Origin of the sequence: Janthinobacterium sp. EB271-G4-7A (assembly GCF_020858075.1) — a bacterium.
GTDB lineage: Bacteria > Pseudomonadota > Gammaproteobacteria > Burkholderiales > Burkholderiaceae_D > Janthinobacterium > Janthinobacterium lividum.
In genome coordinates, this window is sequence record NZ_JACYMI010000003.1 from 376,321 (window position 1) to 390,206 (window position 13,886).

The 13,886-nt window shown below is 62.0% G+C and carries 10 protein-coding genes; 9 read left to right on the plus strand and 1 reads right to left on the minus strand.

The genetic code is table 11. From position 1 onward, the window contains the following. Positions 1-90 precede the first annotated feature (90 nt). Positions 91-2,460 carry a chitinase C-terminal domain-containing protein gene (locus IGS58_RS22160; RefSeq protein WP_329958017.1) on the plus strand — a complete coding sequence of 790 codons (2,370 nt, stop codon included), beginning with the start codon at positions 91-93 and terminating at the stop codon, positions 2,458-2,460. Between the two features lie 79 nt (positions 2,461-2,539). Here IGS58_RS22160 and IGS58_RS22165 read toward each other — a convergent pair whose 3' ends face one another. Beyond that, positions 2,540-3,808: a maltoporin gene (locus IGS58_RS22165; RefSeq protein ID WP_070278771.1), complete on the minus strand. Its 1,269-nt coding sequence runs from the start codon at positions 3,806-3,808 to the stop codon at positions 2,540-2,542. A gap of 309 nt (positions 3,809-4,117) precedes the next feature. Here IGS58_RS22165 and IGS58_RS22170 point away from each other — a divergent pair, with 309 nt between their 5' ends. The 8 genes from IGS58_RS22170 to IGS58_RS22205 all read left to right on the plus strand — a co-directional run bounded on the left by IGS58_RS22170 (position 4,118) and on the right by IGS58_RS22205 (position 13,816). Continuing rightward, complete coding sequence (locus IGS58_RS22170; protein ID WP_034777941.1) at positions 4,118-5,422, plus strand: ABC transporter substrate-binding protein; 1,305 nt, start codon at positions 4,118-4,120, stop codon at positions 5,420-5,422. Positions 5,423-5,523: 101 nt separating this feature from the next. Continuing rightward, a complete protein-coding gene (locus IGS58_RS22175; protein ID WP_034777943.1) occupies positions 5,524-6,384 on the plus strand; it encodes a carbohydrate ABC transporter permease in 861 nt (286 codons plus the stop codon). 10 nt (positions 6,385-6,394) lie between these two features. Continuing rightward, on the plus strand, positions 6,395-7,213 hold the full coding sequence (locus IGS58_RS22180) for a carbohydrate ABC transporter permease (protein WP_034777945.1): 819 nt from the start codon (positions 6,395-6,397) through the stop codon (positions 7,211-7,213). 23 nt (positions 7,214-7,236) lie between these two features. Beyond that, on the plus strand, positions 7,237-8,286 hold the full coding sequence (locus IGS58_RS22185; RefSeq protein WP_034777947.1) for an ABC transporter ATP-binding protein: 1,050 nt from the start codon (positions 7,237-7,239) through the stop codon (positions 8,284-8,286). Continuing rightward, on the plus strand, positions 8,286-9,773 hold the full coding sequence (locus tag IGS58_RS22190; RefSeq protein ID WP_230522710.1) for a mannitol dehydrogenase family protein: 1,488 nt from the start codon (positions 8,286-8,288) through the stop codon (positions 9,771-9,773). The genes IGS58_RS22185 and IGS58_RS22190 overlap by 1 nt, the downstream gene beginning before the upstream one ends. Before the next feature lie 16 nt (positions 9,774-9,789). Beyond that, positions 9,790-10,707 carry a helix-turn-helix domain-containing protein gene (locus IGS58_RS22195; RefSeq protein ID WP_070253872.1) on the plus strand — a complete coding sequence of 306 codons (918 nt, stop codon included), beginning with the start codon at positions 9,790-9,792 and terminating at the stop codon, positions 10,705-10,707. A gap of 55 nt (positions 10,708-10,762) precedes the next feature. Next, complete coding sequence (locus IGS58_RS22200) at positions 10,763-11,689, plus strand: helix-turn-helix domain-containing protein (RefSeq protein ID WP_052139843.1); 927 nt, start codon at positions 10,763-10,765, stop codon at positions 11,687-11,689. A 72-nt stretch (positions 11,690-11,761) separates the two neighbouring features. Next, the gene (locus IGS58_RS22205; protein WP_230522711.1) at positions 11,762-13,816 is read left to right on the plus strand and encodes an esterase-like activity of phytase family protein; all 2,055 of its coding nucleotides are present in this window, start codon (positions 11,762-11,764) and stop codon (positions 13,814-13,816) included. The last annotated feature ends 70 nt before the right edge of the window (positions 13,817-13,886 follow it).

Here is a 13,886-nt window from a genome sequence, read left to right on the forward strand (position 1 = left end):
CCAGGGATAACAGTTGACAAGAGCCCCTTCAGGGGCCTGCAACAGCTCACAACGTACAACCTGTACAACCATAACGGAGACCAATACAACATGAAATCGAATGCATTATTGATGGCCCTGCTCAGCGGCGTACTCGTCGCTTGCGGCGGCGGTGGCCAAGACGGTACGACCGCCACCCCGAACACCTTGCTCGCCGCCGTCGAAGCGTGCGCCGTCTGGGACGCCGCCACCGTCTACACGGGCGGCCAGTGCGTGCTCTACCAAGGCGTCACTTACAAGGCCAAGTGGTGGACGCAGGGCAATGTCCCCAGCGCCGCCGACCAGTGGGGCCCATGGGCCGTGACGGATACGCCGACACCGACGCCGACCCCTACGCCAACCCCGACACCAACGCCAACGCCAACGCCAACGCCAACGCCGACACCGACACCGACACCGACACCGACACCGACACCGACACCGACCCCAACGCCAACCCCGACGCCCACGGCTTGCCGCCCGGACGGCTTGATCTCGGCCGTGCCGAATGTGCCGTATTGCAAGGTGTATGACGCGAATGGCCGCGAAGTGCTGAGCAATGGCTTGAACCGGCGCATTGTCGGCTACTTCGCCAGCTGGCGCACCGGTGTCGATGGCAGCCCCACCTACCTGGTAAACAATCTGCCGTGGGACAAGATCACCCACCTGAACTATGCGTTCGCTTCCGTCGATCCGGCAACCTCGAAAATCGCCATCGGCAGCGGCGCGGCCAATCCGGACACGGGCCTTACGTGGCCGAATGTGCCAGCCGCCGCCATGGACCCATCCTTGCCGTACAAGGGGCACTTCAACTTGCTGTCGCAATACAAGAAGAAGTATCCGGGCGTGAAACTGATGATTTCCGTGGGCGGCTGGGCCGGCAGCGGCGGCTTCTACACGGCCACGACGAATGCGGACGGCAGCATCAACACGGCCGGCATCAACACCCTGGCCGATTCCATGGTGGCCTTCGTGCGCCAGTACAACTTCTTCGATGGCGTCGATGTCGATTACGAACATCCGACCACCAATAATGAAGCGGGCAATCCGAACGACTTCGCCGTCTCGAAGCCGCGCCTGGCCGGCCTGATGACGAGCTACAACCTGCTGCTGAAAGTGCTGCGCCAGAAGCTCGACGAGGCGGCCGTGCAGGACAATAAATACTATCTGCTCACCATCGCCGGCTCCGCCTCGGGCTGGGTCTTGCGCGGGGAGGAAAACATGTCGGGATTGAAATATCTCGATTACGCCAGCCTGATGAGCTACGACTTGCACGGCGCGTGGAACCAGTATGTGGGGCCGAACGCGGCGCTGTTTGACGATGGCAACGATGGTGAATTGCGTGCCGGTAACGCCTACCAGTTCCAGAACATCGGCTACCTGAACACGGACTGGGCCTACCGCTACTACCGCGGTGCCATGCAGGCGGGGCGCATCAATATCGGCGTGCCGTTCTACACGCGGGGCTGGAAGGATGTGACGGGTGGCACGAATGGCTTGTGGGGCACGACGCCACTGATCAGTTCCACGGTCACCTGCGCCGGCACCAAGACGTGCGGCACGGGCGCCACCGGCATCGACAACGTCTGGTACGACCTGGACTCGCAGGGTAAACCCACGCCAGGCGGCGGCAACCCGATCTGGCATGCGTTGAACTTGCAGAACGGTATCGTGCCGAGCTACCTGGACGCCTATAAAGTCACGGACAAGGCCCTGGTGGGCACCTATGTGCCGCATTACAGCAGCACCATGGTGGCGCCGTGGCTGTGGAATGCGACCAAGAAAGTGTTCATTTCCACGGAAACCACGCAGTCGATCGCGGCCAAGGCCCAATACATCGTCAACAACAATATCGGCGGCGTGATGATCTGGGAAATGGCGGGCGACTATGCCTGGGATGCCACGCGCAACGGCGGCAAGGGCGAGTATTTCATGGGCACCACCTTGACGGACGTGCTGTACCAGGCCTTCCGCACGGCTGGCGTGTATGGCAACAAGCGCGCCGAAATCGCCATGCCGGGCACGGCGGCCAACGTCAGCATCACTTTGGGCGGCTGGAAGCTGGGCGACAACAACTTCCCCATCAACCCGGTGATGACGGTGAAGAACAATACGGCCTCGACCCTGCCGGGCGGCACCGTGGTGGAGTTCGACTATCCCGTCTCGGCACCATCGGACATGAGCGACCAGTCAGGCTTTGGTTTGACGGTGATCAATGCCGGCTACACGGGGCCGAATAATATCGGCGGCTTCACGAAGAACTACAACCGGGCCCGCTTCGCGATTCCCGCCTGGCAATCGCTGGCGCCGGGCGGCTCCGTGGCGCTGACCTTGAATTACCGTTTGCCGATCTCGGGACCGGCCAACTACACGGTCACCGTGGGCGGCACCAAGTATGCGCTGACGCAGGAGTATCCGGAATTGCCGGTAGCCTTGCCATAAGTTGAATCCGGTAATGTAAACAGAGAAGGGCGGAACCGCGGTTCCGCCCTTTTTAGTTTCTGGCGTTAGTTAAGCTGGCTTAAAACCAGGTTTCCACCTGGAAACCGTAAGATGTTCCGCTGGTATTGTTGTTGTAGATCGGGCCGCCGTTGTTCGACGCATTGACCGAGGCGGTGGCCGCATCGTTCCATTTGCCGTACGTCACGAAAGCGCGCAGTTCAGGACGCGACCACAGGCCAGGACCGGCCGAGATCGTCGGCGCGATGGTCAGCTTGGTCAGGCGCTTGGCTGGCTGGCCGCCCGACTGCGTCACGCGGTCCGTGCCCAGTTCGCCCACCAGCTTGAAGTTGTCGGTGAACGCGTACACAGGGCGCACGCCAACCGAGGTCCAGGTCGAGGAGCCGGTGGCTTTCGACTCGTCTTTTTGCCACAGGGCGACGAATTCCATGCCAAAGTTCGGCAACGGCTGGATCGCCATGTCATTGAACACGCGCGTGCGTTTCACGTCCGAACCGAAACCGGTGTCGCCCGAAGCACCGAACTGCGCGCCCTTGCCCGTGCCGGGACCGACGCCGTACTGCACGCCGAAGGTATTGCCGCCGCCGAAGACTTTGCCTTGACGGTGGAATGCCGACAGCTGCCAGCCATTGTGCTTCTGGCCATTCGCATCGTTGTCCTTGCCTTCACCGATGATGTAGGTCGCGGCCAAGTCCAGCGTGCCGTTTTCATTGACGGGAATTTCGCCGTAGATGAAGTTCTGGCGCACGGCAGACTTGGTACTGACGACACCGGTCGGCGATACGGTGTTGATGTCGTTGTCCTTGAAGAAGGCATACGAGAACTTGCCCGGGCCCGCAGGAATACGGTCCAGACCGGCACCCGTGCCGTTCATGTTGATGTATTGCAGATCCAGCATGTGGATGTCAGGACGGTAGTAGAAGCGTTTACCGATCCAGGCCGTGCCGCCGTTCAGGAAATCGAGTCCCTGCGCTTCGACATAGGCCTTGACGATGCCCAGCTTGTTGTCGCCGAAATCCGAGTTTGGCGCGTAGGCGTTGACCCAGATGGTGGCCAGGTAGTTCACGCCGCCGGACTTGGCAACAGACTTGGTGTAGCCGAATTCCGTGTAGGCGTCGCACTCATTGCCCAGACGATATTTCATGGTATTGCCACCCAGGCCGAAGCAGCCTTGCGAACCGCCGTCGCCCGAAGTATTGCTGCCGGCGCCAGCGCGCAGGTAGCCGTGGAAGCCTTCGGCGTCGCTTGGGTACATGGGGTCGGCCATGGCGGAAGCGCTGGCGATGGCCAGGATCAGGGCAGGTAAAGTTTTCAATGCAGTACGGTTCATGCGGTCTCCAGAAGAATGTAAGTGGTAGCGGTGGCGCCCCTGAAGGCGACTACCGCACGCGGTCTAATGCCGAAAACCAAGTCTAGCAGCGCTTTTTTAACCACCCTGATACAAAACGTGCAAGTGCTGATACTTTCTTTCAGAGTGTTGTTTTTGCTACATATCGATACTCTGGTGCATAGCGGCTCTGCAAAAGAGTATCGAATTGCGGTTTTGGAGTATCAGAAAGTATCAAAGTCCGGTGCTACATTGTGGTCGTGGTGCCAAGTACCTGAGCATTGCCAACGACAAAAACACTGGAGACATACAATGAAACGTTACGCCATCGCCGCGCTGTTCGCCGGCTGCCTCAGCTCGTCCGCTTTTGCCGCCACCGACCTGGTCATCGCGACTGTCAACAACGGCCACATGATCGAAATGCAAAAGCTCAGCAAGTTCTTCGAGCAAGCCAATCCTGACATCAAGCTCAAATGGGTGACCCTGGAAGAGGGCGTCTTGCGCCAGCGCATGACCACCGATATCGCCACCAAGGGCGGCCAGTTCGACGTGATGACCATCGGCCTGTATGAAACGCCCATCTGGGGCAAGAAAAACTGGCTGATCCCCATCAAGCCGGACGCCAAATACGATATCGACGACTTGCTGCCGGCCATCCGCGAAGGGCTCTCCGGCGACGGCAAGCTGTATGCGTCGCCGTTCTATGGCGAAAGCTCGATGATCATGTACCGCAGCGACCTGGTCAAAAAGGCGGGCGTGACGATCGAGGACCGTCCGTCCTGGAACCAGCTGCGCGACGTGGCGGCCAAGCTGCACGATCCGGCCAACGGCGTGTACGGCATCTGCCTGCGCGGCAAGCCGGGCTGGGGCGACAACATGGCACTCATCACCACCATGGCCAATTCCTATGGCGGCCAGCTGTTCGACATGAAATGGAAGCCGCAATTTACCAGCAAGCCATGGAAGGACGCGGTCACCATGTATGTCGACCTGATGAAGAAATACGGCCCGCCGGGCGCGGCCGCCAACAGCTTCAATGAAAACCTGGCGCTGTTTAACCAGGGCAAGTGCGGCATCTGGATCGATGCGACGATTGCCGCCTCCTTCATCACGGACCCCAAGCAAAGCAAGGTGGCCGACAAGGTGGCGTTTGCCCAGTCGCCTATCGGCGTGACGGAGCGGGGCGCAAACTGGCTGTGGATCTGGTCGCTCGCCATCCCCGCGAGTTCCAAGCACCCGAATGAAGCACAGCGCTTCATCAACTGGGCCACGTCGCCCGACTACGTGAAACTGGTGGCCAAGGAAACGAGCTGGGCCAACGTGCCGACCGGCACGCGCAAGTCGACCTATGCCAGCCCCGAGTTCCAGAAAGTGGCGAAATTTGCCGCCGCCGAAGGCAAGGCCCTGGCCACCACGCGCGCCGTGCAAAGCACCTTGCCGCCGTCGCCTTACGTGGGCGTGCAATTTGCCTCGATTCCCGAATTCCAGGTGATCGGCGTGGCAGCCGGCCAGCAGATGGCGGCAGCGCTGCTGGGCAAGGTGACGGTGGACCAGGCGCTGGAATTGTCGCAGCAGACGGCGGAAAGAGAAATGCGTAAAGGCGGGTACTACAAATAAGACGTCTCCGGTCTTGCTGTGCCATTTGCTTTGTCAACAGGTGATGTGATCGGCCTTGCTGTTCAGCGGGCCGTCACTCCCTCACGTCCCAAGAGTATCCTATGAAACGCATTATCCCCCGGACTTTGCTGACGCCGGCCGTGGTCGCCGTCTCCGTCATTTCCGTGATCCCGTTATTGATCACCCTGTATTACTCGTTCGTGCGCTATTCCATGCTCGATCCGAGCGGCCATCCTTTCCATGGCCTGGCCAATTTCCACTTTTTCTTTACCGATGCCTCGTTCCTGCCGGCATTGCAGAACACGTTTACCCTGCTGTTTTCCGTCATGCTGGTCACGGTGGTGCTGGGCACGGCGCTGGGCTTGCTGATCAATGAAGCGTTCCCGGGACGCGCCATCGTGCGCGTACTCCTGATTTCGCCGTTTCTCATCATGCCGGCCGTGAATGCCCTGATGTGGAAGAACATGCTGCTCAATCCGATCTACGGCCTGTTCGCGCAAATCAGCATTTTCTTTGGCGCCACGCCCGTCGACTGGCTGTCGGCCCATCCCCTGTTTTCCATCATCATGATGGTCTCGTGGCAATGGCTGCCGTTCGCCTGCCTGATCTTCATGACGGCCCTGCAGTCGATGGACCGGGAACAGTTGGAAGCGGCGCGCATGGATGGCGCCACCTATCTGCAGCAGCTGCGCTACCTCTACATTCCCCACCTGGGCCGCGCCGTCTCGGTGGTGCTGATGATCGAGATGATTTTTTTGCTGTCGATCTTTGCGGAAATCTTTACCACCACGGGCGGCGGTCCCGGCTTCGATACGACCACCATCACCTTCATGATTTACCAGCAGGCACTGCTGTCCTATGACGTGGGAGCGGCCTCGGCCGGTGCCCTGTTCGCCGTGCTCATCGCCAACATCGCCGCCTTCTTCCTGATGCGCGTCATCGGCAAGAATCTGTCGAAATAAGGAGACCTTGATGCATAGCAAACTCAATCTGTATGGCCGCACGGCCGCCGCCTGGCTGTTCGCGCTGCTGCTGTTCTTCCCCATCTTCTGGCTGGGCCTGATGGCCTTCAAGACGGAAGGACAAGCCATTTCCACGCCGCCGCTGCTGTTTTTCACGCCCACGCTCGACAGCTTCCGCGAAGTGCTGGCACGCGACAATTACTTCGGCTACGCGTGGAACTCGCTGTTTACCAGCGTGCTCTCGACGGCCATCGGCCTGTTGATCGCCATCCCGGCCGCCTATTCGATGGCCTTCTTTCCCACGGGCGGCACCATCGGCTTGCTGAAATTCATGCTCAGCTCGCGCTACATGCCCGGCGTGGGCGCCCTGATGCCGATCTATATCTGCTATCAGTACTTCGGCCTGCTCGATACGCGCATCGGCCTGACCATCATGTTCATGCTGATGAACCTGCCCATCATGATCTGGCTGCTGTACACGAGCATGAAGGAGTTGCCGCGCGAAATTCTGGAGGCGTCGCGCATGGATGGCGCCACCGTGTGGGACGAATTCCGCCACGTCGTGCTGCCCCTGTCCGTGGGCGGCATCGCTTCCACGGCCCTCGTGTGCATGGTGTGGTCGTGGAATGAATCGTTCTGGTCGCTGAACCTGGGGGCCTCCAACGCGGGCACCCTGGCCTGGCTCATCGCCTCGTATTCCAGCCCGGAAGGCTTGTTCTGGGCGAAATTGTCGGCCGCTTCGCTGATGGCCATCGCGCCCATCATGGCGCTGGGCTGGTTCTGCCAAAAACAACTGGTCCAGGGTATGACCTTTGGCGCAGTCAAATAAACTACAGAATAGAGACACACATCATGGCTTATCTTCAACTGAGCAATATCGAAAAATTCTTTGGCGAGCACCGCGCCATCAAGGGCATCGACCTGGAGATCCGGCAGGGCGAATTCGTCGTCTTCGTGGGTCCGTCGGGTTGCGGAAAATCCACCTTGCTGCGCCTGATCGCGGGCCTGGAACCGATCGACGGCGGCAAGCTGTCGCTCGACGGGCGCGACATCACGGCGCTGCCATCGTCCAAGCGCGACCTGGCGATGGTGTTCCAGTCGTATGCGCTGTATCCGCACATGACGGTGTTCCAGAACATGTCGTTCGCGCTGAAACTGGCCGGCGTCGATCCGGCCATCATCCGCGAAAAAGTCGACAAGGCGGCCGCCATCCTCGACCTTGGGCGTTACCTGGAACGCACGCCCAAAGAATTGTCTGGCGGGCAGCGCCAGAGGGTGGCCATCGGCCGCGCCATCGTGCGCGACCCGAAAGTGTTCCTGTTCGACGAACCGCTGTCGAACCTCGATGCGGCGCTGCGCGTGCAGACGCGCATCGAGATCGCCAAGCTGCACCGCGAACTGGGCGCCACCACGATTTACGTGACCCATGACCAGGTGGAGGCGATGACCCTGGCGGACCGCGTGGTGGTGCTGCGCGACGGCCAGATCGAGCAGCATGGCTCGCCATTGGAACTGTATGACCGTCCCGCCAACCGCTTTGTCGCGCAATTCATCGGCACGCCCAGCATGAACGTGGTGCCAGCCGATGCGGCGCCGCAGTTGCTGGCGCAGGCGGGCAGCGCGGCGCAGGCGGACGGCTTCGTCGGCATCCGCCCCGAACACGTGCACCTGGGCGCGGCGCAGCCGGGCAGCGTGCCCGTCACGGTCGATCTGGTGGAGTCCTTGGGCGTGGAAACCCTGACCTATGTGCGCTTGCCGAACAATGTGCAGGTGGTGTCGCGCGGGGCGGAGCGCAGCAGCCTGCAGCCGGGCCAGCAGACGCATTTGACGTTCGAGCCGGGCTTCGTCCATTATTTTGACCGCGCCGGCAAGACCTACGCGGCGGCGAAAGGAGCGCTGTAATGGACGCGATCGCATTGAACCAGGCGAACCTGGCCAAGCTGCCGGTGGACGCAGCCGTGCCCGCGTATGCGCGCGGCGCGCTCGTGCCCAGCATCGTGCATATCGGCGTGGGCGGCTTTTTCCGCGCCCACCAGGCCGTGTACCTCGATGATTTACTCGGACTGCAGGGCCAAGGCCAGCAGCACGCGCAGTGGGGCTATTGCGGCGTGGGCTTGCTGGCGCATGACGCGGCCATGCGCGACGCCATGCGGGCGCAGGATGGCTTGTACACGGTGGTCGAGCGCAGCGCCGCCGGCGACAGCGCGCGCATCATCGGCTGCATCGGCGAATACCTGTATGCGCCCGACGAGCCGCAAGCCGTACTGGAAAAGCTGGCCGACCCTGGCACGCGCATCGTCGCGCTGACCATCACCGAGGGTGGTTACTATGTGAACCAGGGCACGGGCGAATTCGACGCCGGTCATGCCGATATCGTGTATGAACTGGCGCACCCGCAGGCGCCGCGCTGCTCGTTCGGCTATCTGGCGGCGGCGCTGGCCGTGCGCCACCAGCGGGGCCTGGCGCCGTTTACCATCATGTCCTGCGATAACCTGCAAAACAATGGCGACGTGACGCGCAAGATGTTGCTGGCCTTTGTCTCCCTGCGCGACGGGGAGCTGGCGCGCTGGCTGGCCACGCATGGCAGCTTCCCCAACAGCATGGTCGACCGCATCACCCCGGCCACCACCGATGAACACCGGGCGCTGGTGCGCGACAGCTTTGGCATCATCGACGCCTGGCCCGTCGTGTGCGAGCCGTTCCGCCAGTGGGTCATCGAAGACGACTTCCCGCAGGGGCGGCCGGCCTGGGAGCTGGTGGGCGCGCAGATGACGCACGACGTGCTGCCATATGAAAAGATGAAGCTGCGCCTATTGAATGCCAGTCACCAGGCCCTGTGCTACATCGGTATGCAGTTCGGTTACACGTTTGCGCACGAAGCGATGAACGATCCTGGCATCCGCGTGCTCGTGCGCCAGATGATGGATGAGGAAGTGACGCCCTTGCTGGATGTAGTGGAAGGCATCGACCTGGAGCGGTACAAGGCCACCCTGATCGAGCGCTTTTCGAATCCGGCCGTGCGCGACCAGCTGGCGCGCATCGGCACGGAAGGTTCGGCGCGCATCCCGAAATTCGTGCTGCCATCCGTGCGCGAAGCACTGGCCCGTGACGGCGCCATCAAGCTGCTGGCGTTTACCGTGGCGTGCTGGTTCCGCTACCTGGAAGGCCACGACGAGCAGGGGCGCGAGATGCCCTTGAACGACCCGTATGCGGCGCGCCTGCGCGCACTGGCGCTGCAGGGCGGGGCGGACGCGAAGGCCTTGCTGTCGCTGCGCGAGTTGTTCGGCGAGTTGAGCGACACGCCAGCCTTTACGCAGGCGGTGGGGCAGTCGCTGGCCAGCCTGTATGGGATGGGTGCGCGCGCGGCGCTGGAACAGATCGTCGCCTGACGGGGGAGGGCGCGCCATGCCACGCAAAGCCGATGCCTCGCTGCCGCAGATGGAGCTGGAACAGCAGCGCGACGCCACGCCAGGCTTCGAGCCGAAAGGCAGTTTTGGCTTCATCCGCTACCTGGAGCACGGCTTTCCGAATTCGCTGGTGCGCTGGCATTACCACGACGAGTACGAGCTGCACCTGATCGTCGAAAGCAGCGGCAAGGTCTTTGTCGGCGACTACATCGGCCAGTTCACGCCCGGCCACCTGGTGCTGACGGGACCGCGCGTGCCGCACAACTGGGTCTCGCTCGACACGCCGCCGGAAGGCGTGGCCTTGCGCGACATGGTGGTCCAGTTTTCGCATGCGCCGCTGGCGTCGATGGCCACCGCCATTCCCGAATTGAAGGATATTTTTCCGCTGCTGCAGCGTGCCTTGCACGGCGTGGAATTTTTTGGCGTCAGCGAACAGTCGCTGCGGCGTTTCCAGCGCATCCGCGACAGCAATGGCCTGCCGCGCTTCATCGAGTTCCTGACCTTGCTGGGCGAACTGGCGCAGACCAGCGATTACCAGCTGCTGTCGACGGTGCCGATGCAGTCGAGCGACGACGACGTGGCGCTGGCGCGCATCAGTTCGGCCATCAACTTCATCGTGCACAATTACAGCAGCCAGTTTTCGCTGAAACAGCTGGCCGAGCAGGTGGACATGCCCGAGCGGACGTTTTCGCGTTTTTTTCGCAGCGCCACGGGCAACAGCTTCACGGACTTCGTCAACCGCCTGCGCATCAACAAGGCGTGCCAGCTGTTGATGGAGACGGAGCGCTATGTCAGCAACATCTGCTACGAGGCGGGATTCAATAACGTGGCCAATTTCAACCGGCGCTTCCTGGAATTGAAGGGCATGACGCCGAAGGAGTTTCGCCAGCAGGCGCTGGGCCGTTTTGGCGCCTGAGGCTTTTTGAGGTACATTGGATGGCACAGGCGGGGACAGCCTGGGAGAGACAAGCATGGAACACTTATGGCAGAAGGACAGCGAGCGCAAGGCGCCCGAGCTGGAACGGGAAAGCTACGATGGCATCATCAATTACCTGGAACACGGCTATCCCAGCTCGCGCGTGCGCTGGCACTGTCACGAGGAATATGAGCTGCACCTGATCGTCGCCACCAGCGGACGATTGTTCGTGGGCGACTATATCGGCGAATTCTCGCCTGGCCACCTGGTGCTGACGGGCCCGCGATTGCCGCACAACTGGATTTCCAACGTGATGCCCGAAGGCGGCGTGGCCTTGCGCGACATGATCGTGCAATTTGCCCATGCGCCGCTGGCCGGTGCCGCGCGCGTCATCCCCGAACTGCGCGAACTGCTGCCGCTGCTCGAGCGCTCCAGCTATGGCGTGGAGTTTTTCGACATGGGCCACGAGGCCGAGCAGCACCTGGCGCGCATCCGCGCCACGCATGGCGCCGAACGCTTCGCCGAATTCGTCCAGCTGATGAGCAAGCTGGCGCGCACGGCCAACTACCGTTTGCTGTCGACCGCCTCCTTGCGCTCGTACGACGATGACGCCACCCTGGCCAAGGTCAACTCCGTCCTCAACTACATCACGGACAATTACCGGGAGCCGATTTCGGCGGAAATGCTGGCCGATCAGGTGGGCATGTCGCTGAGTAAGTTCTCGCGCTTCTTCCGCAAGGCGACGGGTAACAGCTTCACGGATTTCATCAGCCGCCTGCGCATCAACAAGGCGTGCCAGTTGCTGATGGATACGGATCACTATGTGTCGAACGTCTGTTACGACGTGGGTTTCCAGAACGTGGCCAATTTCAACCGCCGCTTCTTGCAGGTGAAGGGCGTCACGCCCAAGGAATTCCGGCGCCAGGCAGATGGCCGCTTTGGCGGCATCGGCGGGCCCGTGGCGGATATGCCACAGGCCTGACGGCTGTCACGGGCTTGTCACTTTGACTGGTTATGCTCCACGGCTATCCCACCCACCTTAGCCGAGGAATGCATGAACACTGCTGTAACGTCGATCCCGAAACTGACCCTGTTGGCCATCGCCGCCGGCCTGACCCTGGCCGCTTGCGGCGGCAGCGACAATCCGCCGGCGGAGCCTTCCAAGCCCGTGGCGCAGACGGGCGTGTTCCTCGATGGCGCGGTGGAAGGACTCGATTACGTGGCGGGCAGCGCGGCCAAGGCCAGCACCAATGCCAAGGGAGAATTCATGTGCAACCCGGGCGATACGGTGGCCTTCAGCGTGGGCGGCCTGGCCCTGGGCTCGGCGCCATGCGGCGCCGTCGTCACGCCGCTGGCGCTGGCTGCCAGCACGAACGTGGCGGACGACAAGGTCGTCAACCGCCTGCTGGCGCTGCAATTGCTCGATGACGACAGCGATCCGTCGAACGGCATCAAGCTGACGGCCGAAGTGAAGGCGGCGCTGGCCGGCAAGACGCTGGACTTTGCCGCCGTCCCGGCCGTCTTCAACGCGGCGCTGGCCGCGCATCTGGCAGCGGTGGGCGGGAAATTCGCCGGCCGCACGGTCGATGCGGAGCGCCGCGCCCTCGTGCGCGAGCATTTCGAAGACACCCTGGCCTCGAAAGCGGGCGCGCCCGTCAACGAGGCGCTGACGCAAGCCAATCCGGTCGGCGAAGTAAAAGTCACCGTGACGCGCTACCAGATACAGGCGGCCGATAAATTCTATGTGCCGTACGAAGGCACCAACGCCAAGATCAAGGGCGAATTCCCGAACGGCTTCCTGCCGTCGTACGGCTCGGGCCTGGCTTACAAGGGCAAGAATGCGGCCGGCGACCTGGAATTCTATGGCTTGACGGACCGCGGCCCGAACGGCGACGGCCCGCTGGTGCCCGATCCATCTGGCAAGGGCACCAGCGGCAGCAAAATCTTCCCGTCGCCCAGCTTCACGCCTTCGTTCGGGGTACTCACGGTGGGCAAGAACGGCGCCGTGCTGGCGTCGAGCACGCCGATCAAGGTGTCGGCCACCGTCAACAGCTCGGGCTTGCCCGTGCCTGTGGGCGCGGTCGGCAATTCGGCCGAGATTCCCGTCATGGATGCGATGAAGTTCGATGCGGCGGGCAAGGCTGTCTTCAATGCGGGCGGCCTCGATTCGGAAGCCATCGTCGTCGATGCGAAGCGCAATGCGCTGTGGGTCTCGGACGAATACGGCCCCTTCATCATCAAGATCGATGCGGCCACCGGCATCATCCAGGCCAAGTACGAACCGGGCAAGGGCTTGCCAACCCTGTTCGCCAAGCGCCGCGCGAACCGCGGCATGGAGGGCATGACCTTAGATACGAGCAACGACAAGCTGTACGCCTTCCTGCAAAGCCCCCTGTCCGACGGCACGGCGCCATACACGGTGACGAAGAAGAATGAGCAGGTCGAGCGCTTCGCCCGCTTCACGCGCTGGATCGAATTCGACCCGGTGACGGGCACCAGCGGCAAGATGTATGCGTATCCGCTGAATGCGGCCGACTACCAGGACGGCCGCACGGGCAACGCCAAGCTGGGCGACATGGTGGCGCTGGGCGGCGGCAAGTTCCTCGTCATCGAGCAGGGCGCCGCGCCGTCGGGCAAGGTGTTCAATAAATTGATGCTGGTCGAATTGAAGGGCGCCACCGATATCTCGGCCGCTGCCTTCAACGCGACGACCTCGGACCTGGAAAAAAGCAGCATGGGCGGCGCGGCCGTCAACGGCGCCGACTGGGCGGCCGTCACGCCGCTGAAGAAAACCCTGCTGCTGGACTTGAATGCCATCGGCTGGGCGGCGGAAAAGGCGGAAGGCCTGACCCTGATCGACGACTCCACCATCGCGCTGGCCAACGACAACGACTTCGGCCTGAAGACGAAGATCTTTGACGCGAACGGCGTGGAAGTGGCGGATGCCGACGTGACCAAGTGCACGGTCGATGCCAGCGGTACTATCGTCACCAGCGCCGCCGCCGGCTGCAATGCCGCCAACACCATCCGCGTGGCGCGCGGCGACGACCGCGAACGCCCAAGCCGCTTGTGGATCGTGAAGTTCGCCAAGGCGCTTAATAGCTATTGAGCGGGAGCGGTGGTGATGTCGGATTACGCGGCGCTGCACGCCGCTAATCCGACCTACGTGAACATGAAAA